We start from the raw sequence: 23,396 nt of genomic DNA, 5'->3' as shown, positions 1-23,396 counted from the left end.
TATTGTCCCCCTGCATGATGTCTCTCTTCGTAGTGTACGCAATATTGAATCGTCTTGAAAGGCTCAAAAAAAATCTTGGCAGCTTCTTTATGGAGAAAGAAGCACCAAGATTTTTATTTTTTACTTAACTGGAGATGTGAATTCCGGAATGCTTCATCCTGTTTTCCGGTTTTTTCAACACTGGTTCCAACCGAGCCGCTGTATTCAATCTGTTGTTTAGGCTGAATGAATTCATAAGTAATTGCCGGTTCACCGCGCAAACGTACTTTAATCACTTGACGATGTTGAATGGAAAAAGAAGCCTTCACTTCCAGTAGTGACGTTTTATCGATGTTGTGCTGTGTCTGCAACATCTTCGTCAACTGTTCTTCTGCACTGCGTTGACTACTTTGAAGTTCAGCGTAGGAAATTCCGACAGCAAACGACAATACGCCAATCAAACTTAACGCGAGAATGACCAGTACTTTTTTCAATGACTGACTCACCTCCAGACAAAGTTCTTCCTGCTCTCTTCATCGGTTCGTCCGTCCTATTCCTGAAGTCTTTTTAAATCTTCCCCCAAGTTCATTTGCATGTCTAGATGAGGAATTCCGTCCTCTAAATAGACATCGGATGTTTCTTTAAAACCAAAGGAACCGTAAAACCGTTTCAAATGTGCCTGAGCCTGGAGATCAATCAATGATTCCCCTTGCTTCTCGATGTGAGTAATCGCTTCGTTCAACAGTTTTCTTGCTACGCCGTTTGACCGGTAATCCGTTTGGACCGCTACCCGACCGATTGCAACGGCGCCTGACGACTTCCTCGGCAAAATGCGCAGGCAACCAATCAAACGTTCGCCGTCATATGCGAGACCATGCAGGGCATCTTGATCACGGTTATCGAGTTCCGGGTACGGACAATTCTGCTCCACGACAAATATATCTGTTCTTAATTTCAATAATTGATACAAGCTTGTATTATCCAACTCATTGAACCCCATCCACTTTGTCTGATACATACCTGATTCGCTCCTCTTGGCTTCTAAATTCAACCTCTGAACAATCGGGACAACCGGCAGGAATAGATAACGACCGGAATTCCGTTGAACAACGTGTCTTTTTCCCATTGTAACCCATTCGCCCGCGCAACATTTTGCGAAGAATGATTTTCCGGATGAATGATGGAAATGAGACGGTCATGTCCCCGCTCGAATGCTTCGCGCATCAGTCGTTTGGCTGCTTCCCGGCCATATCCCACTTTCCAATGAATCGGCGTCAACCAGTAGCCGACTTCGAGTTCCTCGATTCCATCGACTGTTTGTAAAAGCAGTCCGGCAAATCCAATCGGTTCATTCGTCTCTTTTTTGATTAACAATAAAAATCCGGTTTGCCGCTCATCCTTGTAGCGATCCAGTTGACGCTCAAACCAACTCCGCGCCTCATCCTCGTCTAAGACGACACCGCCGTTGATGTAACGCATGACCTGCTCATTTTGAACAAGGGTTTTATAAAACGTAAAATCCTCTTCTACGAACGGTCGCATTTCCAGTCGTTCACTTTCCATTTAAATCCCCTCTTTCCGGATGACAGTCGTTTCTTTAATTTTCCCTTTTTTACTTTTATTCATTCACAATCCACTCATTTTTTATAAAAAGAAAACAACATCTACATGTTGATTCGATTACATTCTTCACGAACAGCTTGCTTTTTATCTGTCAACTCTGTATTTTGGGAACAGTATGCTAAACATCAATCACGGAATTAGTGTAAAATATATTTTGAGCGTTTTTTGGCTGAATGGAATTTATGAAAAAGGACTGAGACATGATGACTGAGCAATTATTAGCTGGATTATATGAAGGTATTGCAAAAGAAGCTGTTTTAATTAATGAACCCTTAAAAAACCATACGTACACCAAGATGGGTGGACTGGCAGATTTATTCCTCATCCCGTCGACATACGAAGAAACTGCATTCGCTGTCCGGTATGCCTATGAACATGACCTCCCGTTGACGATGCTTGGAAACGGTTCGAATCTCGTTGTCCGCGACGGCGGTATCCGCGGCATCGTTTTATCCTTTGAAAAATTAACGGATATTTCGGTTGAAGGACATGAACTGATCGCGCAGAGCGGTGCGGCCATCATCCAGGCTTCACGTATCGCCTACGACCACGCCTTAAGCGGTCTTGAGTTTGCCTGCGGTATCCCGGGAACGATTGGCGGCGCACTCATCATGAATGCCGGTGCCTATGGCGGAGAAGTAAAAGACTGCCTCCACAGTGCAACGGTCTTGACACGTAAAGGTGAGCTGTTAAACATCTCACACGAAGAACTTGAGCTCGGGTACCGGACAAGCTGTTTTTCGAAAAAAGAGTACATCATTCTCGAAGGACGTTTTTCATTAACAGAAGGCGACCCTGCTTTAATCAAGGAAATGATGGACGATCTGACGCATAAACGTGAGACGAAACAACCTCTCGAGTATCCTTCATGCGGGAGTGTCTTCAAACGTCCGGAAGGATATTTTGCCGGTAAACTGATTCAAGACAGCGGCTTGCAAGGTGCACGAATCGGTGGCGCGGAAGTGTCACAAAAACACGCTGGTTTCATTGTCAATATCAAGGATGCCACAGCGACCGACTACATCTCGCTCATCCGCCACGTTCAGGAAACCGTCCAGGAAAAGTTCGGTATCTTACTGGAGCCGGAAGTAAAAATCATCGGCGAAGAAGCTTGATTCCTGTTCATCCCATCGAACTAAACAAGGGAGCACCGCGGCATGTTAATTCTGCCCGGGTGCTCCCTCGTTTTTCTTTCCGTCAAAATTCCTGCATTAGATTGCCCAGTTTCCGTCACGCATCAATGGTTCGCGTGTCCCGTCAGACAACTCACCGTCAATCGACATCTGACCTGAACCGATCATGAAATCGACGTGTGTCATTGAATCGTTTGCGCCTTGTGCCGCCAATTCTTCATTTGATAAACTCGGACCGTTTTCGAGACATGTTGAATACGCACGACCGATTGCCAAGTGACACGAAGCATTTTCGTCAAATAACGTATTGTAGAACAAGATACCCGAATCTGAAATCGGTGAGTGGTGAGGTACGAGGGCCACTTCTCCGAGATAACGGGCGCCTTCATCCAATGAGATGAGTTCGTCAAGCGCTGCCTGCCCCTGTTTTGCCTCGGCTTTGACGATTTTTCCGTCTTCAAACCATAATGTGAATTCATCAATGAGATTCCCGCTGTAGCTGAGCGGTTTCGTGCTCGAAACATGACCGTTGACGCCTGTTTTCTTCGGTAACGTAAATACTTCTTCCGTCGGCAGATTGGCGATGAAGTCAACACCATCCGCGTTTGGTCCGCCGCCACCTAACCAGACGTGACGCTCCGGCAGTTCAATCGTCAGTTCCGTTCCGGGTGCTGAATAATGCAACTTGTTGTATTTCTTTTCTGTCAGGAAGGTTGCTTTCGTCCGCAGGTTCGCATCATGTTGCTCCCACGCCGCGACCGGATTGTCCTGATCGACACGTGTCGCCTTCAAGATAGCTTCCCACAGGTCTTCTACAGCGTGTTCCGAGTCTGGGAATACCTTTGCCGCCCAGGCATCTGACGGCGCGGCTATGACGCACCAGCTGACGTTATCGCTCATGACGAACTTACGCCAATTTGCCAATGCCACCCCTGCAGCTTTATTCGCCCGGGCAATCCGGCTGGATTCGACGCCGTTTAATAAGTCAGGATCTTCACTGACAACGGACAGGAAGGCTGTTTTTTCTTCTGCCAACTGATCAAAGCGGGCTTTCAGCCAGTCCGGGAACGCATCAAATGAATCTTCCGGTGCGTCGAAGTAACGGATTTTCGTCATTTCGTCATCTGACCATTGGACGTAGACATTCGAAGCGCCCACTTCGTAGGCAACGCGTGTGATTTCACGGACTAGCGGTGCATTTTCAATCCCCGCCCGAATTTCGAGTTGCTGACCGGCTTGCAGGTTAATTCCTGTACGTACTGCAAGTGCGGCATATTTTTTTAATTGTTCTTGAGTCGACATTATGTAATCCCCTTTCAACTATTACTCTTATTTTCACGAAATAGTTGCAATTTTGCAAGAAATAAGGTGAAACTAGAGATACAGAAGGAGTGTTGATGATGGAATTTACACCAGGCGATTTTAAATCCGCTTACACCTATTTTCACCGGCAAGCGTTAACCGCGGTCGGAAATGCGAAAGCTCAGGAAGACTTATTGATCCAAGGGGAACTCGGATTAGCCCGATTGACGACAGATCTTGCCTCTGAGGACGGCTCGGATGTCGAACGCGAAGCAGAACTTGTTCTTTACTTCCAGCTCAAGCAGTTGCTCGAGATGTTACGTGCTTTGTACAACAAACGTTTCGAAATGCAACCAGAACAGGAACAACTTTTATTGACGGCCGTTTTGTACTTCACGTCTCCGGTTGATGCCCTGCCCGATGAAAATATTTTAGGCCTGTTCGATGATGCTCAAATCGTCGAAGCCATTTATGAAGAACTAGCAGCAGATGTCGATCGTTTTCAACATCTCGAATAATGACAGACATCAAAAAAGAAGGATCCGATTTTTCATCGAATCCTTCTTTTTTGTTTTTATAACGACGTCCTTAACGATTTTTAAGCTTTTTGTTTGGAAGCGATGTTGATTGTCGCTGCCTGTTCGTTTGACTGTTCTACTTCCAGCTTTGATTTATTAAGCCATGTGTAAACCATCCCCATGAACAATGCTCCGCCGATGATGTTTCCAAGCAATGCCGGAACCAGGTTATGGATCGCACCGGCAAAGGAAATCGCTTCCGGATGCGGAACGACTAAAGCCAGTGAGAACAAGGCCATGTTGGCAATGACGTGATCAAAACCGGAGGCAAAGAACACAGCAACTAAAATCATCATCATCATGATTTGTGCCAGTTCGTTTTTCATATTTTTCGGAATGAAAATCGCTAGACAGACCATCCAGTTACAGAAGATGGCTCGTGTGAAGATCTCCCATGTCGTATGATGAATTTTCGTTTCGGAAACAGCAAACAACCAGTTCTCCATTCCGAGCTCCTGGATAATTCCTGTCTGTGAAAAGAGTAAGGCGAAGGCAAGTCCACCAAGACCGTTTCCGATAAAACATAGTGTCCATACTTTCAATGTATCCATTTTCGAAGTAAAACCACGCATGGTCGACGTCGTGAAATACATGGTGTTTCCGGTAAACAATTCTGCTCCGCCGTAGACGATCAAGACGAGTGCGACACCGAATGTCAATCCACCGACAAGCGTCGTAACCGGTGATTCATTTAAATATAAACCGTTGATTGCTTTGAGTGTAAATATGATGGCAAAACCAATGAATACTCCAGCTAACATCGCTCGAACCAAATATTCCAGCGGACGCATCCGTAGCATTTGTGTCGATTTGACAGCTTTTTTTCTTAACCCTTCTAATGCTTCTACTTCATTCATTGTAGAAACCCCGCTTTCTTTTGTTCAACACTTCACAATGTCTGTTCATTTATTATCATACTTCCATCTTATAAGATGTTCAAGTCATGAATAGACACTATTTAGCGTTTTATTAAAAGAGGAGGATGTAAACGATACCATTGTGTCAAGTTTGTGAAAAGTGCCTTTTCTTGGTGAATACAACTAGTTTGAAGGAAGGATTTGAAGCGCATCCTCGAATTTTTTAAAGAATACCGATCGTCTGGATCCGACCAGTACATAGTCTTCGACAACGACGCGGTTAAATCTGGTTGCGGAAGAAGTGGCCCGCTCGATATCCCGCGGTGTATAATCTTCAATCCGTTGTCGATCCGTCTCAAACGTGACATCAGAAAATGTGTCGGTGTAACGGATTTGAAGTTCAGATAAATCAGAGACACTTAAAAAAAGTGCTAATGTCTGATGCATGATCAGCTTGGATAATCGGCTTTCGAGAAAAGAAGCACCGGCAGACCGGACTGTCTTTCCATTACTACCCGTCCAGTCCGCCTGCTCTTTTTCGGCTGGTTCGTACGTCATCTTCACCGATGTCCCCTCTACCGATACGGCAGTCAAAGCTTCTGAAAATGGCAACTGCTTAACCAGCTCTTCAATCGCAGCCGTATTGGAAACCGAAATCCCGACATGACGCGCAATCACCTGACCATCCTTAAAACGCTCTTCTTCCGGTGGCTGCTGTAAATTCAGAACAAACCATGATCCTGCCGATAATCCGAGTCCAATGCAGAGAATGACCAGTATGATTTTTTTCAAAAAAATGGTCTCCTTTCTGAAAAACAGATGGTTTGATTGTTCTTTTTTCAAAACAGGGGTTGAATTAATCCTCATATCAGCGTACTCTTGCAGGCAGATACTTTATGGAGGAGGAGCATGAGATTACTCATCAATCAACATGAAAACTAAACAGCCCGCAAAGAAAAAACGTACAGAGAAAATCGGTTTCCTCTTGATCGGGACGTTGCTGTACTCGTTGTACATCAGTCTTCTCTTATCGCCGAATGATATCGGATCCGGCGGAATCATGGGAATCACACTTATTGTTCAGGAATTATTCCACACGCCAATCGGCTTGACACAACTGGTCTTGAATATTCCACTTTTTTTACTAGGATTTCGTTTTTTGAGAAAACGTTTTATGTTTTTATCCGGTCTCATCGTCTTGGCTTCATCATTCCTGATTGACTGGATTCCGACGCAAATCGTTCCGGAATCTTTAAATGATCCACTGGTCGCTTCCATTTTTGCCGGACTTGTCTCCGGTTTGGCAATGGCTTTAATCTTCTTTGGCGGCGCCTCGACTGGCGGTCTTGATATTCTTGGAAAGTTTTTTTATGCCCGCTTCCACAATTGGCCGCTTCCGCGTATTTTTTTAATGCAGGATTTGGTCATCTATGTACTTGTCTGGTTCGTGTTTGATTTAAAACATGTCATGTATGCTTTAATCATGAGTTTCGTTCGAGCAAAAGCACTTCAGACAGTATACAGTTTTTACTCTGCTTCTAAACAATGTATCATCATTTGTGAAAAAGCCGATGAAATCAATGATGTCATTACAAAAGAACTTGGGCGCGGTGTAACGATTCTCGATGCCCGCGGCGGATATTCGAAACGAACGAAAAAGATGGTCTATGTCGTTGTTCAGAACAATGAAATTCTTAAGCTTCAGGAAATTGTTTCCTCCGTCGAATCAAATGCCTTTGTTACATTTTCTGAAATTCACACGGTCTTCGGTAACTATAAAGAGCATTCCTATTCTTTTTAATAGCCTTAATTCTGTCGCCGCTACACTCGTTGTAGCGGTTTTTTTGTGTATAATACGCAAATCCAAAGAAAATGTTCCACATTTTTCTGAAGAATCCTTCACTTTTTGGGAAATAGTGGTTAAGCTAATGACATTACGTTTTGTAAAAAAAAGGACGGATTGTATGAATCAATTATGGCGTCACCGCATCATCCTTATTCTAGTCGTCAGCCTGTTTGCCTCGATCCCCCTCCTCTACGCTCTCAGCGGGTATCGTACGATTTCGAAGCTGACGGCAGAGATGCATACACAGGACATTCCAATGATTAAACAAGTGGACCAACTGATAGAGCATAATCGCGACCGGGCGAATGCTGTTCGGGGACTGCTATTATACGAAGATGATCGTTACATCGAACAATACTATTTTTCCACCTCTAAAGTTCATGATTTACGGCGATTACTGAATTCCTCCAATCAGACCCCCGGGGCAGTAAAAGATTTATTGTCACGCAACAATGCGTGGGAAGAAGAGATTCAAGAGGTGTTTACCGTCTACGAAACAGATCATCCGCAACGTGCGAAAAAGTTGGCGAAACAAACGACTCAAACGACTCAAACAATTCTTGAAGATCTGTCGCAAATCAAAGACAAATTATATCGTGATCTGGAGCAAAAACTGGAATTGACTACTGAAATGACGGCAGAATATAAACGGATGTGCTTCAGCTTATCCATTTTAGCTTTTTTGTTAATCGCAACGACCATTATTTTATTTCACCGGCCCAAACCAATTCTCGAAAACAAAACAAACACGTACCGTCCGTAAGAACGATGCGTGTTTGTTTTTGTGATGGAGCAGACTTATGAGGACGCCTTCCCCTCGTTTACATGCTCCATGGCCAGATGGACGAGCGATGAGACATGGTGATCGTCCAACGAGTAGTAGACGACCTTACCTTCTTTTCTATATTTCACCAAACCTTGTTTCAGCAAGGTGCGGAGATGGTGAGAAGCTGTTGCAATCGAGCAATCTACCGAAGCCGAGACATCACAGACGCAAAGTTCCTCTTCTACCGTTAAGGCGTAAACAATCCGCAGACGCGTGGCATCTGACAGGACTTTGAATAACTTTCCGATATCTGTCGTCGGAATCGTATCGACGACTTGCTCAATCTCTTGCGCACGTACCTGATCAATCGCAATCGTTTCACAACGTGGTGCATCCACAGTCATCACCTCTTTCCCTTTAATTCCACCATCGTTTCAAATGAATTGCAAGGAAATCACTCCAAGACTCCAACGACTGACTCCTTTAAATCCGGTAACTGAACATCGAAAAACAAAACAGGTCTGCTTCCCATTCATCCAAAACGGAAAGCAGACCTGTTCATTTGTCACGGTTTCGTCTTGAGACGGCATAAAAGAACCAACCGCCCAAAAAATTTCCGATATCCCATACGATACGATTGGAATCGACGGCACGTACACCGATATCAATCACACCTGTACTTTTCAAACGCTCCTGGTAACGTTTCCGTAAAAAACGGGGTAACGGAAGCGGCAGCAGCATCCGGTAAAAAATGTCCAGATGTGTGTGTCCCCAGATTTCCGTTGCGATGGAACTCGTTTGAATGAGTAAGGAACGTTTATACTGTTGCTGGTATTTATTCTTTAATAAGACCGCCAGTTGATAGGAATAACGATTCGGGAAAGGAAATAGAGCTGCCCCTAAATGATATTTCCCGCGATTTTCGACTCGAATGATTTGCGGTTCGATTTTATATCGAATCCATCGTCCTCGAAATCGAACAGACTGCCATTTCACGACCATCACCTCTAGAAGGATTATACCCTGTCTGAAACGCTCTGACGCACTTGTTCGACGGTCTGTTTAAACTTTTTCGTCGTTCGTTCAATTTCCGGATTGGCAAACAAAGCGGACACCACGGCATATCCATCTACGAGAGAATCAAGTAACGATACATTTGTTTCGCTAATTCCACCGATGCCTACTAACGGGATGCGAACGGCTTTCCTGATTTGCTCTAATGTCACACGTGACATGAATGTCGCATCTTGTTTCGTCGCCGTCGGAAAAAGTGACCCGACTCCTAAATAATCTGCACCGTCCTGCTCTGCTGCCACAGCCTGTTCGACCGTTGAAACGGAAACACCGATCGTCGCCGTCGGTAACAATCGACGTGCTTCCGTTAAAGGAATATCATCTTGACCGATATGCAGGCCCGCTTCGACTAATAAAGCGATATCGATCCGGTCATTGATAATCAACGGAATATTATAACGGGCAGTCAGATCCTTCAGTACAACGGCTGATTCGAGAAAATTCTTACCCGACATCTCTTTTTCCCGTAATTGAACAATCGTTGCACCGCCCTTAATCGTTGCTTCGACAGCATCCTCCAAGGGAAGATGCGGGTGCAGACGTCTATCCGTCACTGCATAAATCAAGTATTCACTGTCCATTCATCTGCACCTCCGGCAAACTTTCCTCTGTCATCAGACTGACCGCGTCAAACAATCCGGTCCGAAAACTGCCGATACCAGGACGATTTCCGGCCGTTTCCCCTGCTTTTCCCATGGCGTACGTCCCAAATACAGCTGCGTCGAAATGATCGTATCCTGCTCCCAAAAAAGTCGCAATCAAGGAAGCGGTCATACATCCTGTTCCCGTCACTTGGCCGAGTCGTTTTGTTCCGACGTCCAAATGATGTTGACGGACTCCATCTGTCACAAAATCAACGGGTCCGGTGACGACGATGACTTGTTTCGTCTGGGAAGCGAAGGCGTGAACACTTTGAAGATCGAGTGATTCTCCTTCCGCCACATCGACCCCTTTCGTTCGAGCAACCTGTCCAAGCAACGTTTTAATTTCCGAAGCATTTCCTTTGATGACCGTAAAGGTGATTTCCTCCATCAGTTGTTTCATAAAATCCGTTCTTAATGTCGTGGCTCCCGCACCCACCGGATCCAAAATGACCGGTTTCCCCAGCCGGTTAGCCGTTTTCCCTGCTAGCAGCTGTGCTTTGCGCATGTCCGGATTGATGGTTCCTGTATTAATCACGACGGCGTCTGAAAGACCAACCATCTCTTCGACTTCGAGCAGGTCCTCTGCCATGACAGGAGATCCTCCAAGCGCAAGTGTCATATTAGCACAATCATTGATCGTGACGGTATTCGTTAAATGATGAATTAATGGTTTTTTATCATGGATGCGTCGTAGCATGTGTATCCCTCCAAAGTTCATGAAAATGATGTGTCGGTCCAATTCCGTGTCCAAGAGCAAAACCGTGACGAATCGCTTCGGTCACATAACGTTTCGCATAACGGACGCTGTCTTCCAGTGAATGACCAAGAGCCAGGTTGGCAGCGATAGCAGCGGACAACGTACAGCCTGTCCCGTGCGTATGACGGGACTCAATCCGTTCTTGTTCAAAGACAACATACCGTTCGTCCGTGTATAAAAGATCAGTGGCGTCTTGCCCTTCCAAATGCCCGCCCTTGAGCAACACAGCTCCTGTTTGTCGTTCAATCAGCTTGACCGCTGCTTGCTTCATATCAGCAAGTGAATGGACGGTTCCGCCGATCATCCGCTCGATTTCAGGAATATTCGGTGTCACAAGGGTCGCAAGTGGTAACAGCTGTTCGAGCAATGCCTGTTCCGCATTCGGTTGTAACAAAGCATGGCCACCTTTTGCGACCATGACCGGATCAAGAACAATCGGCAGAGGATACTTTTCCAGTTGTCGGGAAATCACTTGAATCGTTTCCTGATTAGAAACCATTCCAATCTTGACGGCATCGACACGGATATCTGAAAAAATCGAGGTTAACTGCGCTTCCACAAGCTTGGGAGAGACGTCTTCAACCGCTTGAACACCCAATGTATTTTGTGCCGTAATCGCCGTGATGACACTCATGCCATATACACCGAGTGCTGAAAATGTTTTTAAATCCGCCTGAATTCCCGCTCCGCCACCGGAGTCGGATCCGGCGATCGTTAATACGTGTTTCATTCCAATTCCTCACTTTCCCCTGAGCAAATAAGGAGAAAACGGACAACAAAAAGCGCCGTCCGCTGTAAAAAAGCAGACGACGCCATGAATAACCAGGTTCACCGGTTAAAGTAATCATGTCTTCGATCTCAACTTTCCTACGCTGGTATTATCCAGTTCAGGTGACAGGGTCGAAAACAGAATGGTTTTCCTCTCAGCCGGACTCCTCCAGCTCCCCTAGTTGCTCGTAATTTAAATTCTTTTTCACTGTATCACAGCAACATCAAAAAAACGAGCCGAAGCTCGTTTTTACAAGTATCCAAGTGGATTAACCGTGTTGGCAGGTCCTGACGCACTATATTGATAGCCACCGATATGCAGTTCAAAGTGCAGATGCGGTCCAGTCGAATTACCCGTACTCCCAAGAGTACCAATCGTTTGACCTTGAGTGACCGTTTGACCTGCTGAAACCGATAACGAATTCATATGACCGTACACCGTTGTATACACTTGACCGTCAAGGAAATGGGAAATCATGACGTGATTCCCGTAAGGTCCGCCGCTTCCGGCCGTAATGACCGTTCCGGAAGCCGCCGCACGAATTGGCGATCCGACAGGTCCGCTGAAATCGACACCGTTATGGAAAGTATAACCGTTCGCTCCACTGGCCGGTCCGAATCCTTGTGAGATACCACCCGAAGCCGGACGAACAAACTTCGCCGATCCGGTCGGTCCACTGCTGACAGGAGTTGGAACAACCGTTGATTCACTTGATTTAGGCATTGATTTTGCCGCCTCTTTTGCTGCTTTTTCCGCTGCTGCCTTTTCAGCCGCCGCTTTTTCCGCAGCGGCTTTCGCTGCTGCTTTTGCTGCCGCAATCGCTCTTTCTTGAGCTTCTAAAGTCGCCTGTAATTCTTTGGCACTCAACAGTTTTGTCGTAAACTTCGTCTTCCCTTTACGTAATTTTTTCAGGGTTGCGCTCCGTTCTTTCATCTGTTGTTTTAATTGTTTCTTTTGAATGAGCAATGATTTTTTTTCTTGAACACGCTCTTGTTTTTTAGTGATGAGGTTCTTTTTCATTTCCGCCAGCTTTTCCTGTGTTTCCAAATAAGCAGAAATCATTTTATCATCTTGTTCGGCGATTTTTTTACCGGCCATGACACGGCTGAATAAATCCCCCAGGTCTTTCGAACCAAAAATGACTTCTTCCCATTTGATCGAATTACCGTCGTTTTCTTGAAGTACACGTAACCGGTCTCCGAGCAACTCTTCTTGACGTGTGAGCATGATTTCATAGCGGACGATTTCCGCTTCCAGATCTTCAATCTGAAGGTTTAGTTGTTTAATCTGCTTATTTTTTTCGGAAATCCGGAAAATATTTTCATTAATCGCTGCATCAATTTTATTGATTTCGCGTTGTTCCACCGATATTTTGGCTTCTTGCTTTTTAATGGCTTTTTCCAATCGACGCTGTTCTGTCGCATTTTGAGATTTCTTTTCTTTAATCGTTGCAGCATGACCAGAAGTCGGCGCAGTTGATACGAGCAACACTACTAACAATACCGTTGACAACAATTTTTTTAACATGTCTCATTTCCTCACTTATGTATGATTTCTTATTTGAAAAGTATTTAATTCAAAGTATTTATGTCTGAGATTGATTATAGCATCGTAATAGTTTCAGTAAAATTTCATTTATGTTTCAAGTGAAAGCGTTTTTTTGCAATATAACATTTTTCATTTTGATCAAGACACACAAAAAAAAGCGATTGCCATAGCAATCGCTTTTTCCGTAATTATAACATCGACATTGGATTTACAGAATTCGCCGGTCCTGAAGCACTGTAGCTGTAACCACCTACATGAATTTCAAAGTGTAAGTGCGGGCCTGTTGAATTCCCTGTGCTGCCAAGGGCACCGATTTGTTGTCCTTGACTGACACGTTGTCCAGCATGTGCATTTAATGAACTCATATGCGCGTAAACCGTTGTATATGTTTTTCCATTTAATTGGTGTGCGATCATGACATGATTACCGTACGGACCACCACTTGATGCAGTGATAACCGTTCCTGTTGCTGCTGCAACAATCGGCGTACCGACCGGCGCTCCGAAATCAATTCCATTGTGGAAAGAATAACCGTTCGAACCGCTTGCTGAACCATATCCTTGTGTGATTGATCCACTTGTCGGGTGAATAAACATAGAAGAAGATGATGGAGCAGGTGTTGGTGCTGCCGGTTCCGGTGTTGGTGCCGGTGCTGCTTTCGGCACAGTCACAGATGGCGTAGATTGTTTCGTCGACGTAGCAGGTGTTGACGATTTTTGTTCCGCTTTGGCTGCTGCTTTAGCAGCGGCTGCTTCTGCCGCCTGTTGTTCAGCTGCTGCTTTTTGAGCCGCTGCTGCTTGTGCTGCCTGTGCTTCTGCACGTGCTTTTGCTTCACGTGCCGCTTGCGCTTGACGCTCTTTTTCGATTCGTGCTTCACGTTCGCGAGCTGCTTTTTCAGCTGCAATTGCTTGCTCTTGCGCGATCAAAATTTGTTGTACTTCTTTTGCATCCATCAACTGAGTTTCAAATTTCTTTTTCTGTTTCCGGAGTTCTTTTAAGCGTTTGTTACGTTCTTTGAGCTGTTGCTCAAGTTCCGCTTGTTGACGTTTCAACTCTTGTTTCTCCGTCACAAGTTTTGCTTTTTTATCTTTTAATTCTTGTTGAGCAGCTGCTAATTTTTTTTGTGTGTTTTGATAATCGGTAATCATTTTATCATCTTGTTGTGAGATGGATTTCCCCGCTAAAACGCGGCTGACCAGATCCCCGACATCTTTTGATCCAAAAATGACTTCTTCCCATTTAATGGAGTTCCCATCATTTTCTTGCATGACACGAAGACGGTCACCAAGCAGTTTTTCTTGGCGTTTTAATTTCGCTTTGTACTTTTCGATCTGCTTTCCAAGTTCAACGATTTCTGCTTCAGTTGCTTTGATCTGACGGTCTTTTGTTTCAACTGCAAACATTTTTTCGTTTAATGCTTCGTCCAAGCGGTTAACTTCTTGCTGAGTCTTGGAAATTTTTTGTCCTTCTTGATTAACGGACGATTCTAAGTTTTTTTGTGTTTTGGCATTTTCTTGTTGCTTCTGTTCGTTTTTAGCTTTTTGTTCACTTAAGTCATCTGCTGCTACGAAGTGAGGAGTCGATGAAAGAATAAGTGCCGAAACGATGAGCGACGCGAACGTTTTTTTCATGTAGTATTCCCTCTTTTTCTGTGTAGTTTATATAAGTAATCGAATGATGATATTTAAATTTAGTAATACTTTTTAAAAATTATAAGAACGTTTTTGATTATAGCATTCATTTTCCTTGTATTATATTTCAGTGAGATGTCATTTTGGATAAGTTCTCTTTTCGCTCCTATCCAGACACCCCAACCGGATCTTCTTCATTGCGTGTTGGAAAAGAGTTTGACACACTATGACTATCGAAGTAAAGGAGGAACTGTTATGTATTTAGATCATACCGGCATCGCTGTTCGGGATATGCAGGAAGCGATTACGTTTTATACGACTGTTTTAGGAGGAACGTTAATTCGTGAGTACAGCAATCCGACACCGGGGGTTGCGTCTAATATTGCTGTCATTGAATTTGAAGATGCGCATATTGAATTGTTGACTCCGACAAGTCCGGAAAGTCCGATTGCCCGCTTTTTAAAACAACGGGGAAAAGGCGTTCATCATATTGCCTATCGTGTTGATGATTTGGACCAAGCCATTTTGGAAGCAAAACAACGGGGAATTACATTTTTAGAGGACACCTACCGTCAAACTCCTCTCGGCCGACGATTAATCTATATGGACCCCCGTCATTCGCATGGGGTCATTACGGAACTTTGTGATTATCCGGAAAACTAAAAAATGAGCGTCCGCTGATCGAAGTCAGCGGGCGCTCATTTTCACTTTAAGCAGTTATCCTAATTTAGCTAGCATTTCGCGATTAAATGCCGGAATATCATCCGGTTGACGGCTTGACACGAAGTTGTCATCGACGACTACTTCCTTGTCTTCATACGACACTCCCGCATTCTCTAAATCGATTCGAATCGATTTATATCCTGTCATTTTGCGTCCCTTGACGATTTTCGCGTTAATCATCAATTGTGGACCGTGACAGATTGAGAAGATTGGCTTTTTAGATGTATCGAACTCTTCCGTAAATGTGACGAAACGATCGTCTTCACGGAGTAAGTCCGGAGAAAAACCGCCTGGAATCAATAGTGCGTCAAAGTCTGAAGAAGATGTTTCATCAATCGTTACATCGACTGTTACTTTTGCTTCTTCTTGTTTCCCGACGAGTTCTGCACCTTTTTCTGTTCCGATGACTGTTACTTCATGACCCGCTTCTTTTAACGCATCGACAGGACCTGTAAACTCGACATCTTCAAAATGATCAGCAAGCACGACTGCTACTTTTTTACCCATTGTTGCTCATCCCCCAAATTAAAGTTTTTGTTACTTGTTCATTCCCCGGTCTCGCGGTGAAACCGGATCGTCCGGCATCTCGTCTTTTCCTTTTAATACTTCTTCCTGTTGTTCGGGTGAAAGCTCACGTTCCTTGTCCGTCAAACGTTTTCGTTCGTCTTCAAACTGTTCGTTTGGTCGTTCCGTTTCTTTTGGAGCCATCTGCTTCCCCTCCTTCAACGAGGATAAAATTTTAGTTGTCTAAAGAATCGACGACTTTTACTGACAAATCCACATCGATGTTGCCGCGTGTTGCTTTTGAATACGGGCAGAACTGATGCGTTTTTTCCAGCAAGTCCTGTGCTTCTTCTTCTGTTACGCCAACTACTTCGACAACAAGTTTAGCAGCAATTTTGACGCCGCCTGCTTCTTCGTCTTCAAGTAAGCTGACTTCAGAATTCGTACGTGTCTCAACACGTTTTTTATCTTGGCGAGCCATCAGGTTGAATGCCCCGTCAAAGCATGCAGCGTATCCTGCTGCGAATAATTGTTCTGGATTTGAAGTAGGAATATCTTCTTTGCCTTTTGTACCTGGCATGACAAGATCTAAATTAATTACGTTATCGTCAGAGGCGACCTTTCCATCGCGTCCCCCTACTGCAGTTGCACGTGAAGTAAGAATTGTTTTCGTCATGAATAAGAACCCCTTTATCCGCTAATTTTAGTAGCTTGTTTCGGCCACATAAACTGTATTACCACTGTCTCGACAAGAATAAACAATGAAAGGTGTTCTTTTTCACAAAAAAAGACTACACCGAAGTGTAGTCTTCCGTCTTACATTCAAACGATTTCTTCCGTCACCGGTTCTTTTTCCGGTAACTGTAGATAAATCGATTTAACTTGATGATTGTCGACTTCCATGACTTTGACCGTATGGTTTTTATAACGGAATTCCTGACCGCTCGATACTTCCGTATCCTGTGCCATGACCCAGCCGCCAATTGTATCAATGTCTTCTTCTTCAATTCCGAGATTAAACCGTTCGTTCAAGTCGTCAATCAAGACACGACCTGAAATCCGGTACAAGCGCTCGTGAATCTGTTCGATGTCCGCTTTTTCATCTTTATCAAACTCATCGCGAATTTCACCGACGATTTCTTCCAGGATGTCTTCCATCGTGATGACACCGGCTGTTCCACCGTACTCATCGATGACAAGCGCCATCGGTGTACGTTCGACCTGCATCTTCAGCATCGCGTCTTGTAACGGAGAATATTCCGATACAATCGGCAGGTTGTGCACATAAAAGCTCAGTGCTTTCCCTTTGTTCGCCATATGATCCGTGAACAATTGTTTCGCATTGATAAACCCTAAGATTTTATCTTTGTCGCCTTCTTCCGCAACCGGATACCGGGTGAACTGGTATTCTTCAACAAGGGCAATGATGTCCTCCATCGATGCATCGTTTGAGATCGTAATCAGATCCGTCCGCGGCAACATGATATCTTTCGCGATCCGTTCATCAAACGAAAAGATGTTTTGCATGTACGACAACTCAGTTTGATTGATTTCACCGCTTTTGTAGCTTTGTGTCATGATGATTTTGATTTCTTCTTCCGAGTGAGCGTCTTCATGACCAACGGGTTCGACACCAAACAGGCGCAAGAAGACCCGTGCTGAGCCGTTGAGCAGCCAAATGACGGGTTTCATGACTTTCCCGAACCAATAAAGCGGCGGGGCAAGCAACATCGTAATGGCTTCCGTTTTTTGAATCGCCAGTGATTTCGGTGCCAGTTCTCCGAGGACGACGTGTAAAAATGTCACGACGGAAAAGGCTAACGTAAAGGAAACAACCGTCGAGACGGATTCCGGAAGTGCAATCTCCTTGAATACCATCGCGAGAATCGCACCGACCGTCGATTCGCCTAACCAACCCAGTCCAAGGGCCGTCACGGTAATCCCGAGCTGACAGGCAGATAAATAATAATCCAGGTTGTCTAATAATTTTTTCGCCGTCTTCGCGGTTTTACTGCCTTCTGTAATCAATTGATCGATTCGGGACATTCTCATTTTGACAACTGAAAATTCTGCTGCGACAAAAAAAGCGGTCAGCACAATTAGAAGTGCAATAATCAAAAGCCGAATGATAATCGTTGTTGTATCGAATGTCTCCACTGCGTGTGTACTGTCCAATCGTTTCCCCAAACTAAGGGGATTCACCTCCATTTAAATTAAGCCGATCAGCTTCTCATCGGTCTTCTCCACCAAAAAGAAGCTTGTTTTTAATGAACAAGCTTCTCTACTTTTTCATATTCATACTATAACGGAACTCTCGGAAAATGTGTACTTGCAGATAATCTTTCTTTTCCCTTACACGACATACAGGATGAATACGACAATCATTAACAGCATGGCGATCCCTTTTAATAAGGCACTCGACAGAATGCCCAACACAGTCCCGATTCCGATTGAAACAGAATCCTTCCATGTTTTCTTACTGATGATTTTTTCCGTTAAAATCGCAAAGACGAACGGGAAAATCAACAATCCAATCCCAGGCAGGATAAAGGGACCGGCAATCAAACCGACGGTCGTCGCGATTTTTGCGGCCTGTGAACCGCCGCGTCGATCAACGGTATAAGAGCTGACCAAATAATCTAACGTAAATAACAGGATAACGAAGATAGCTTGAATGACCCAGAAACTGACGGTCAACTCGGTAAAACCGAATCCAAATCCATAAATCAAAAATCCAATGATGAGTAACGGTGCACTTGGAATGACAGGATAGACAAGTCCTGCGAACGCAGCCAAAAAACAGACTGCAATCAAACTCCATAATATGATAGTCATGCCAATCTCCTACTTTCTGCTGTTCTTTCTTCTCTTGATTACGTTAAAAAGCTGCGACTGGTTTCATGAAAGTGCCCTTTTTTGAGCCTGCTCCAAATGTTGACGGTCCCAGTCGTTTAATGCCGACCAGTCGACCTCCGAGCAGACAAATGGAATGAACCGGTCAATGCTCGCTCTATGTTCCGGTAAAGCATTCCGTTTCATGATTTCAAGTGACTCAAGCATCGTCGAAAGGACTGAAATATCCTCTTCGCCGTAATGCCGCAGTTGATAAAACGTCAAGTACAACAGTTCAGAAAACGCAAGCCGCTTGACTGTTACCGACCCTTCCCCGTTGACCAGGAGATCGCCGTCCGGAAGCATGGTGTACCGTCTGAATAAATCACCGATTTGCCGCATCGCATGGCGTGAGGTATTCGGATCATTAATCCCGGGTGAAATCGCCCGAAGTGCCACTTCAGACAGCTTTTGAATCACAAACGCAAAATCTTGTTCTGCTGAACGCGTTGGGCCGACAAGAATTCCTTGTTCTACATGTTCTTTTTCGGCACTGCCGATCCGTTGCCCTTGCGTGACATAACTCCCGATCGTCACCTCAATCGCGACGCGCTCACCTGACTTCATCAGCAATTCATAATCGATTGCCTGTAAATAACCGGTTTGCGGAGCGGTAAGTCCGAATGAATACGTCGACCGGTTTTCCGGCACCAATTGATACTGACCTCCGTCGATTGCTTCCACATGCTCGTCAATCAGCGTACAGCCTTCTTCATGTAAACGATCGAGTAACGTCGTGACCCGAATCGATTGACTGACGATATGCACGAATGCGACAAAGGCAATGACCGCGATCAACACAACGATGACGGCGACGGCAGAAGCGACGACACTATCTTTCAATGACGGTCGCATGAAGAACAACATCGTAATCGAATACGTGACGGTTCCGATAAAAATCCCGAAAATATGTTGAACTTGTCGATTTTCAATAAAGTTCGGTAAGGTACGGGGAGAAAATTGTGAGGAATAGGTTGTCAGGACGACCAAAATCGTCGAGAACGTAAATGTCATCATCGTTAATAATCCGGTAAAGACTGCACTGTGAATGGTCTGAGCCAAACCGAGTGTTGTTTTCCAGTCATTCGGAAACAGTTCTTTTGCATACAAATCCACCATCAGAACAACCGCCGTCAACACTGCTCCGCCTACCCCATAAAGGAGCGGCCACCACCAATTCGTTTCCCGGTAAACCAATTTCAGCTTTTGCACATTCCATCCACTCCACTCTAATATATCGATATATTTTTAATTCCTGTTTCTTCATCTAGTAAAACGTCCTCAGGCATCTTTATTAAAATCCGCCGAGTCAATTCACTTTGTGAAAGTGTCGGTTTGTGTTTTACTTCTTCACATAACGTGAATAACTTAAGTGTTATCAAAACGAATTGGAGATGAAAAGCTATGTCAGAGCATACTGAATCAACACTCAACACAGATTTCACTAAAATTTTCATTAACGGTCAGTGGCGCAAAGGCGCAAGTGACAGCAATATGACAAATACGAATCCTTTCACGGGCGAAACGCTGTTTGAGATTTCAGCAGCTAACAACGATGACTTGGATGATGCTTACCAATCTGCCAAAGTCGCCCAAAAAGAGTGGGCAAAAGTGCCGGCACTGAAACGCCAAGGATTGATTGAAGAATTTTTAAAAGTCATGTACGAAGAAAAAGAAACAATCGTCAATTGGCTGATTAAGGAGTCCGGCAGTACACGCATTAAAGCTGAAGGCGAGTTCCTTGCCTCTGTCTTGATCGTCAAAGAAGCTGCTACTTTCCCATTACGGATGCACGGCGAAATTCGTCCGTCTGTCGTACCTGGCAAAGAAAACCGGATTTACCGGAAAGCGCTTGGTGTCATCGGCGTCATCAGCCCATGGAACTTCCCGTTCCACCTTGCTGTCCGTTCAATCGCAACAGCTATCGCTATCGGGAACGCGGTCGTCGTCAAACCGGCAACTGATACACCGGTTTCAGGCGGTTTGATTTTCGCCAGTCTTTTTGAAAAAGCCGGCTTACCAAAAGGTGTTTTAAACGTCATCGTCGGTCGCGGATCAGAAATCGGCGACTCCATCGTCGAGCATCCGGTTCCACGTTTGATTTCATTCACGGGTTCTACTGAAGTCGGCCGTCACATCGGTGAACTTGCAGGAAAACACTTGAAAAAGACAGCGCTTGAACTCGGCGGAAACAATGTATTCGTCGTACTGGACGATGCTGATCTTGATCGTGCTGTCGAATCAGCGGTTTACAGCAAGTTCTATCACCAAGGTCAAATTTGTATGTCGACGAACCGGATTTTGGTTGCTCAATCCATTCATGATGAATTCGTTGAAAAATACGTTGCGCGTGTCAAAGAACTTCAATTTGGTGATCCATCAAACGGACGCACACAAGTCGGACCGTTGATCAACCAATCGCAAGTCGACCGCATCATGGAAGAAATCGAAAAAACTAAAGCAGCGGGTGCAACAGTCCGTGTCGGCGGTGAAGCAGACGGAAACGTCATCGCTCCTACGGTCGTAACAGGCGTTACAAACGATATGCCGCTTGCTAAAAACGAAATCTTCGGACCAGTCGCTGTCATCATTCCATTTAAAGACGACGCAGAGGCACTTGAACTCGCCAACTCACTTCCTTACGGATTAAGCGGTGCTGTTCACGGTTCTTCAATTGAACGCGCAACAGAATTTGCACTTCAAGTCGAAACAGGCATGATTCACATCAATGACCAATCCGTCAACGATGAGCCGCATATGCCGTTCGGCGGCGAAAAAGACTCAGGTCTCGGCCGCTTCAACGGAGAATGGGTCCTTGAAGAATTCTCGACTGTGCAGTGGTTGTCTGTCATGCACGAACGCCGTCAGTACAAACCATTCTTTGAATAAGATAAGCTTAAATATGAAGTACGGGGTTTCCCGTACTTCTACATATAGATAGAAAGGAAGATGACTATGCCACTACTGCGTTTTGATGTCATTGAAGGGCGCTCGGATGAAGAACTGAAACTTTTACTCGATACTGCCCATGAGGCGATGCTGGAAGCTTTTGACGTACCGGAACGGGATCGTTATCAAATCGTTCATACGCATAAAGCGAACGAAATGATCATTGAGGATACCGGACTCGGGTTGACACGTTCCAATCAAGTCGTCGTTATCAGCGTGACAAGTAAAACACGGACAGAGGAGAAAAAGCAGGCACTCTATCGTTTACTGGCTGAACGGTTGGAAGCTGTATGTGGACTCTCGCCTGCTGATCTGATGGTCTCAATCGTCGAGAATGATGCAGCTGACTGGAGTTTCGGTTTAGGAAAAGCACAATTTTTAACCGGTGACCTGTAACATTCAAAAAAAGAGTCTGAACTCGTTTAACGAGCTCAGACTCTTTTTGAATTACTTTTGATGTTCTGCCGGGTTTTCCCGTTGTAACGGCGCTTTCCAGTCAAATGTCTCCGGTACAAAGTCGAGTCCGCCCGGATGGAACGGTTGGCAACGTAACAAACGACGGGTCGTCAAATAACCGCCCCTTAAGGCACCGTGTTTCTCGATTGCTTCTTTTCCGTAATGCGAGCAGGTCGGATAAAATCGGCAGGTCGCCGGTTTCATCGGTGAAATCACTTTTTGATAAAAATGAATCCCACCGAGCAGGATTTGTTTCATATAGTGTCACCTTCTTTTTCCTTACTCTAACGCATATGAAAAGGATTTTCTGCTTAAGTGAATTATACTACCTTTGACAACTACTAAAAAGGACGTGTATTTACTATGCGAGCTCTCACATTTCGTACCTTCGGAGATTCAAGTGTACTGCATTACGAAGAACACCCGACTCCTGAAATCCAGTCGAATGAAGTATTAATTGAAATGAAGGCTATCGGATTAAACTTTGCCGACATCTACCGCCGGAAAGGCAATTATCATTTGGAAGGCACGCCGCCTTACCTGCTCGGTTACGAGGGTTCAGGGATCATCACACAAATCGGTGCTGCTGTGACTGATCTTCAAGTCGGGCAACGGGTAGCCTTTGCCGACGTCCCGAACGCGAATGCCGAATTCGTTGCCGCACCCGTCGATAAAGTGATTCCTTTACCGGATTTTGTTTCGTACGAAACAGCTGCTTCCGTTCTATTACAAGGTTTGACTGCGCACTACCTGACACGGGACAGCTATACCATCCGGCCGAAAGATTTGGTATTGGTCCACGCAGCAGCCGGTGGCGTCGGTCAATTGTTGACACAGATTGTCCGATTACACGGAGCCATTCCGATTGGTTTAACGTCATCGATGGAAAAGGCGGATATCGCTAAACAAGCCGGTGCCGAACATGTCTTTTTATATTCGGATAACTGGGTCGAACAGATTTTAACACTGACGGATCAGCGTGGCGTCGATGTCGTCTACGAATCGGTCGGATCGACGTTGATGAACAGTTTCGAAGTGACGAAAATCCACGGAACAGTCGTCTTTTACGGCATGGCCGGCGGGGATCCGGTCTCAGTTGATCCACGGTTCCTGATGGACACTTCGAAAACATTGACCGGCGGGGACTTATGGAACGTCCTGACGACTCGTGAAGAACGTATCCGTCGGGCCGGTGAACTGTTCAGTTGGTTGGAATCCGGTCAACTGCAAATCGCCTCTCCGACTATCTTCTCCCTCTCGGACGGACAACGGGCTCATGATTATTTGGAAAGCCGTCAGAGCACCGGAAAAATTTTATTGATTCCCTAAGTCTAAACGCATCCTTCCTTTATTGGTTGGATGCGT

Annotated in this window: 28 protein-coding genes and 1 riboswitch; of the genes, 8 read left to right on the top strand and 20 right to left on the bottom strand. The window is 45.0% G+C overall.

Annotated elements, in window-relative coordinates:
* Positions 1 to 113: 113 nt before the first annotated feature.
* The 3 genes from N7U64_RS11625 to N7U64_RS11615 are packed head-to-tail and all read right to left on the bottom strand — an operon-like array spanning position 114 to position 1,542.
* Positions 114 to 473, bottom strand: a complete 360-nt coding sequence (locus N7U64_RS11625) for a hypothetical protein (RefSeq protein ID WP_012369460.1) — start codon at positions 471 to 473, stop codon at positions 114 to 116.
* Between the two features lie 56 nt (positions 474 to 529).
* A complete protein-coding gene (locus tag N7U64_RS11620) occupies positions 530 to 997 on the bottom strand; it encodes a GNAT family N-acetyltransferase (protein WP_318929860.1) in 468 nt (155 codons plus the stop codon).
* Positions 998 to 1,026: 29 nt separating this feature from the next.
* Complete coding sequence (locus N7U64_RS11615; protein WP_290829727.1) at positions 1,027 to 1,542, bottom strand: GNAT family N-acetyltransferase; 516 nt, start codon at positions 1,540 to 1,542, stop codon at positions 1,027 to 1,029.
* A 260-nt stretch (positions 1,543 to 1,802) separates the two neighbouring features.
* Here N7U64_RS11615 and murB point away from each other — a divergent pair, with 260 nt between their 5' ends.
* A complete protein-coding gene (gene murB / locus N7U64_RS11610) occupies positions 1,803 to 2,717 on the top strand; it encodes a UDP-N-acetylmuramate dehydrogenase (RefSeq protein ID WP_012369457.1) in 915 nt (304 codons plus the stop codon).
* Positions 2,718 to 2,813: 96 nt separating this feature from the next.
* Here murB and N7U64_RS11605 read toward each other — a convergent pair whose 3' ends face one another.
* The gene (locus N7U64_RS11605) at positions 2,814 to 4,037 is read right to left on the bottom strand and encodes an aminopeptidase (protein WP_318929859.1); all 1,224 of its coding nucleotides are present in this window, start codon (positions 4,035 to 4,037) and stop codon (positions 2,814 to 2,816) included.
* 98 nt (positions 4,038 to 4,135) lie between these two features.
* On the opposite strand from N7U64_RS11605, the gene N7U64_RS11600 reads away from it, so the two are divergent.
* Positions 4,136 to 4,555 (top strand): DUF1232 domain-containing protein, encoded by a 420-nt coding sequence (locus tag N7U64_RS11600; protein ID WP_290829722.1) that lies wholly within the window; start codon positions 4,136 to 4,138, stop codon positions 4,553 to 4,555.
* Positions 4,556 to 4,635: 80 nt separating this feature from the next.
* On the opposite strand, the gene N7U64_RS11595 is transcribed toward N7U64_RS11600, so the two are convergent.
* Positions 4,636 to 5,472, bottom strand: coding sequence for a formate/nitrite transporter family protein (locus tag N7U64_RS11595; protein ID WP_012369453.1), 837 nt, complete (start codon positions 5,470 to 5,472; stop codon positions 4,636 to 4,638).
* Between the two features lie 183 nt (positions 5,473 to 5,655).
* Entirely contained in the window at positions 5,656 to 6,264 is a 609-nt protein-coding gene (locus N7U64_RS11590) for a hypothetical protein (RefSeq protein ID WP_318929858.1), read from the bottom strand.
* 139 nt (positions 6,265 to 6,403) lie between these two features.
* Between N7U64_RS11590 and N7U64_RS11585 the strand changes: the two genes are divergently transcribed.
* Positions 6,404 to 7,273, top strand: coding sequence for a YitT family protein (locus N7U64_RS11585; RefSeq protein WP_214767316.1), 870 nt, complete (start codon positions 6,404 to 6,406; stop codon positions 7,271 to 7,273).
* Between the two features lie 163 nt (positions 7,274 to 7,436).
* Positions 7,437 to 8,081 (top strand): hypothetical protein, encoded by a 645-nt coding sequence (locus tag N7U64_RS11580; protein ID WP_318929857.1) that lies wholly within the window; start codon positions 7,437 to 7,439, stop codon positions 8,079 to 8,081.
* A gap of 35 nt (positions 8,082 to 8,116) precedes the next feature.
* On the opposite strand, the gene N7U64_RS11575 is transcribed toward N7U64_RS11580, so the two are convergent.
* The 7 genes from N7U64_RS11575 to N7U64_RS11545 form a co-directional block, all read right to left on the bottom strand.
* The gene (locus tag N7U64_RS11575) at positions 8,117 to 8,482 is read right to left on the bottom strand and encodes a metalloregulator ArsR/SmtB family transcription factor (protein WP_318929856.1); all 366 of its coding nucleotides are present in this window, start codon (positions 8,480 to 8,482) and stop codon (positions 8,117 to 8,119) included.
* 160 nt (positions 8,483 to 8,642) lie between these two features.
* Positions 8,643 to 9,086 (bottom strand): hypothetical protein, encoded by a 444-nt coding sequence (locus N7U64_RS11570; RefSeq protein WP_251136039.1) that lies wholly within the window; start codon positions 9,084 to 9,086, stop codon positions 8,643 to 8,645.
* 14 nt (positions 9,087 to 9,100) lie between these two features.
* The gene (gene thiE / locus N7U64_RS11565) at positions 9,101 to 9,739 is read right to left on the bottom strand and encodes a thiamine phosphate synthase (protein ID WP_318929855.1); all 639 of its coding nucleotides are present in this window, start codon (positions 9,737 to 9,739) and stop codon (positions 9,101 to 9,103) included.
* The gene (gene thiM, locus N7U64_RS11560) at positions 9,729 to 10,499 is read right to left on the bottom strand and encodes a hydroxyethylthiazole kinase (protein WP_318929854.1); all 771 of its coding nucleotides are present in this window, start codon (positions 10,497 to 10,499) and stop codon (positions 9,729 to 9,731) included. Before thiM ends, thiE begins: the two co-directional genes overlap by 11 nt.
* Positions 10,480 to 11,289, bottom strand: a complete 810-nt coding sequence (thiD, locus tag N7U64_RS11555) for a bifunctional hydroxymethylpyrimidine kinase/phosphomethylpyrimidine kinase (RefSeq protein WP_318929853.1) — start codon at positions 11,287 to 11,289, stop codon at positions 10,480 to 10,482. The genes thiM and thiD overlap by 20 nt, the downstream gene beginning before the upstream one ends.
* Positions 11,290 to 11,406: 117 nt before the next feature.
* Positions 11,407 to 11,517, bottom strand: a riboswitch (TPP riboswitch).
* 60 nt (positions 11,518 to 11,577) lie between these two features.
* Entirely contained in the window at positions 11,578 to 12,855 is a 1,278-nt protein-coding gene (locus N7U64_RS11550; RefSeq protein ID WP_318929852.1) for a murein hydrolase activator EnvC family protein, read from the bottom strand.
* A 209-nt stretch (positions 12,856 to 13,064) separates the two neighbouring features.
* Positions 13,065 to 14,507, bottom strand: coding sequence for a murein hydrolase activator EnvC family protein (locus tag N7U64_RS11545; RefSeq protein WP_214767304.1), 1,443 nt, complete (start codon positions 14,505 to 14,507; stop codon positions 13,065 to 13,067).
* Between the two features lie 255 nt (positions 14,508 to 14,762).
* Between N7U64_RS11545 and N7U64_RS11540 the strand changes: the two genes are divergently transcribed.
* Entirely contained in the window at positions 14,763 to 15,170 is a 408-nt protein-coding gene (locus tag N7U64_RS11540; RefSeq protein ID WP_012369442.1) for a VOC family protein, read from the top strand.
* Between the two features lie 54 nt (positions 15,171 to 15,224).
* Here the strand turns inward: N7U64_RS11540 and N7U64_RS11535 are convergent, their stop codons facing one another.
* The 6 genes from N7U64_RS11535 to N7U64_RS11510 form a co-directional block, all read right to left on the bottom strand.
* A complete protein-coding gene (locus N7U64_RS11535; RefSeq protein WP_012369441.1) occupies positions 15,225 to 15,737 on the bottom strand; it encodes a type 1 glutamine amidotransferase domain-containing protein in 513 nt (170 codons plus the stop codon).
* Positions 15,738 to 15,767: 30 nt separating this feature from the next.
* On the bottom strand, positions 15,768 to 15,938 hold the full coding sequence (locus N7U64_RS11530; protein ID WP_318929851.1) for a hypothetical protein: 171 nt from the start codon (positions 15,936 to 15,938) through the stop codon (positions 15,768 to 15,770).
* A gap of 31 nt (positions 15,939 to 15,969) precedes the next feature.
* Positions 15,970 to 16,410 (bottom strand): Ohr family peroxiredoxin, encoded by a 441-nt coding sequence (locus N7U64_RS11525; protein WP_012369439.1) that lies wholly within the window; start codon positions 16,408 to 16,410, stop codon positions 15,970 to 15,972.
* 146 nt (positions 16,411 to 16,556) lie between these two features.
* A complete protein-coding gene (locus tag N7U64_RS11520; RefSeq protein ID WP_012369438.1) occupies positions 16,557 to 17,942 on the bottom strand; it encodes a hemolysin family protein in 1,386 nt (461 codons plus the stop codon).
* Positions 17,943 to 18,086: 144 nt separating this feature from the next.
* The gene (locus N7U64_RS11515; protein WP_214767302.1) at positions 18,087 to 18,569 is read right to left on the bottom strand and encodes a DUF456 domain-containing protein; all 483 of its coding nucleotides are present in this window, start codon (positions 18,567 to 18,569) and stop codon (positions 18,087 to 18,089) included.
* Between the two features lie 63 nt (positions 18,570 to 18,632).
* Positions 18,633 to 19,838: a DUF2254 domain-containing protein gene (locus N7U64_RS11510; protein ID WP_318929850.1), complete on the bottom strand. Its 1,206-nt coding sequence runs from the start codon at positions 19,836 to 19,838 to the stop codon at positions 18,633 to 18,635.
* A 192-nt stretch (positions 19,839 to 20,030) separates the two neighbouring features.
* Here N7U64_RS11510 and N7U64_RS11505 point away from each other — a divergent pair, with 192 nt between their 5' ends.
* Together N7U64_RS11505 and N7U64_RS11500 are read left to right on the top strand one after the other, a co-directional pair.
* Positions 20,031 to 21,515, top strand: coding sequence for an aldehyde dehydrogenase family protein (locus N7U64_RS11505; protein WP_214850309.1), 1,485 nt, complete (start codon positions 20,031 to 20,033; stop codon positions 21,513 to 21,515).
* Positions 21,516 to 21,581: 66 nt separating this feature from the next.
* On the top strand, positions 21,582 to 21,971 hold the full coding sequence (locus N7U64_RS11500) for a tautomerase family protein (RefSeq protein WP_012369434.1): 390 nt from the start codon (positions 21,582 to 21,584) through the stop codon (positions 21,969 to 21,971).
* A 51-nt stretch (positions 21,972 to 22,022) separates the two neighbouring features.
* On the opposite strand, the gene yidD is transcribed toward N7U64_RS11500, so the two are convergent.
* Positions 22,023 to 22,289, bottom strand: coding sequence for a membrane protein insertion efficiency factor YidD (gene yidD / locus N7U64_RS11495; protein WP_214767295.1), 267 nt, complete (start codon positions 22,287 to 22,289; stop codon positions 22,023 to 22,025).
* 105 nt (positions 22,290 to 22,394) lie between these two features.
* Between yidD and N7U64_RS11490 the strand changes: the two genes are divergently transcribed.
* The gene (locus N7U64_RS11490; RefSeq protein ID WP_214767293.1) at positions 22,395 to 23,360 is read left to right on the top strand and encodes a quinone oxidoreductase family protein; all 966 of its coding nucleotides are present in this window, start codon (positions 22,395 to 22,397) and stop codon (positions 23,358 to 23,360) included.
* The last annotated feature ends 36 nt before the right edge of the window (positions 23,361 to 23,396 follow it).

The sequence above is a fragment of the Exiguobacterium sp. K1 genome (assembly GCF_033721435.1).
GTDB lineage: Bacteria > Bacillota > Bacilli > Exiguobacteriales > Exiguobacteriaceae > Exiguobacterium_A > Exiguobacterium_A artemiae.
This window is presented reverse-complemented; position numbering and strand designations above follow the sequence as displayed.

Coding starts and splice junctions, on each gene's coding strand:
- N7U64_RS11570 (WP_251136039.1), bottom strand. CDS start 9,086: ATGGTCGTGAAATGGCAGTCTGTTCGATTTCGAGGACGATGGATTCGA.
- N7U64_RS11545 (WP_214767304.1), bottom strand. CDS start 14,507: ATGAAAAAAACGTTCGCGTCGCTCATCGTTTCGGCACTTATTCTTTCA.
- N7U64_RS11600 (WP_290829722.1), top strand. CDS start 4,136: ATGGAATTTACACCAGGCGATTTTAAATCCGCTTACACCTATTTTCAC.
- N7U64_RS11530 (WP_318929851.1), bottom strand. CDS start 15,938: ATGGCTCCAAAAGAAACGGAACGACCAAACGAACAGTTTGAAGACGAA.
- thiD (WP_318929853.1), bottom strand. CDS start 11,289: ATGAAACACGTATTAACGATCGCCGGATCCGACTCCGGTGGCGGAGCG.
- N7U64_RS11515 (WP_214767302.1), bottom strand. CDS start 18,569: ATGACTATCATATTATGGAGTTTGATTGCAGTCTGTTTTTTGGCTGCG.
- N7U64_RS11585 (WP_214767316.1), top strand. CDS start 6,404: ATGAAAACTAAACAGCCCGCAAAGAAAAAACGTACAGAGAAAATCGGT.
- N7U64_RS11580 (WP_318929857.1), top strand. CDS start 7,437: ATGAATCAATTATGGCGTCACCGCATCATCCTTATTCTAGTCGTCAGC.
- N7U64_RS11490 (WP_214767293.1), top strand. CDS start 22,395: ATGCGAGCTCTCACATTTCGTACCTTCGGAGATTCAAGTGTACTGCAT.
- N7U64_RS11500 (WP_012369434.1), top strand. CDS start 21,582: ATGCCACTACTGCGTTTTGATGTCATTGAAGGGCGCTCGGATGAAGAA.
- N7U64_RS11525 (WP_012369439.1), bottom strand. CDS start 16,410: ATGACGAAAACAATTCTTACTTCACGTGCAACTGCAGTAGGGGGACGC.
- murB (WP_012369457.1), top strand. CDS start 1,803: ATGATGACTGAGCAATTATTAGCTGGATTATATGAAGGTATTGCAAAA.
- N7U64_RS11550 (WP_318929852.1), bottom strand. CDS start 12,855: ATGTTAAAAAAATTGTTGTCAACGGTATTGTTAGTAGTGTTGCTCGTA.
- N7U64_RS11615 (WP_290829727.1), bottom strand. CDS start 1,542: ATGGAAAGTGAACGACTGGAAATGCGACCGTTCGTAGAAGAGGATTTT.
- N7U64_RS11520 (WP_012369438.1), bottom strand. CDS start 17,942: ATGGAGGTGAATCCCCTTAGTTTGGGGAAACGATTGGACAGTACACAC.
- N7U64_RS11535 (WP_012369441.1), bottom strand. CDS start 15,737: ATGGGTAAAAAAGTAGCAGTCGTGCTTGCTGATCATTTTGAAGATGTC.
- thiE (WP_318929855.1), bottom strand. CDS start 9,739: ATGGACAGTGAATACTTGATTTATGCAGTGACGGATAGACGTCTGCAC.
- yidD (WP_214767295.1), bottom strand. CDS start 22,289: ATGAAACAAATCCTGCTCGGTGGGATTCATTTTTATCAAAAAGTGATT.
- thiM (WP_318929854.1), bottom strand. CDS start 10,499: ATGCTACGACGCATCCATGATAAAAAACCATTAATTCATCATTTAACG.
- N7U64_RS11605 (WP_318929859.1), bottom strand. CDS start 4,037: ATGTCGACTCAAGAACAATTAAAAAAATATGCCGCACTTGCAGTACGT.
- N7U64_RS11595 (WP_012369453.1), bottom strand. CDS start 5,472: ATGAATGAAGTAGAAGCATTAGAAGGGTTAAGAAAAAAAGCTGTCAAA.
- N7U64_RS11620 (WP_318929860.1), bottom strand. CDS start 997: ATGTATCAGACAAAGTGGATGGGGTTCAATGAGTTGGATAATACAAGC.
- N7U64_RS11505 (WP_214850309.1), top strand. CDS start 20,031: ATGTCAGAGCATACTGAATCAACACTCAACACAGATTTCACTAAAATT.
- N7U64_RS11540 (WP_012369442.1), top strand. CDS start 14,763: ATGTATTTAGATCATACCGGCATCGCTGTTCGGGATATGCAGGAAGCG.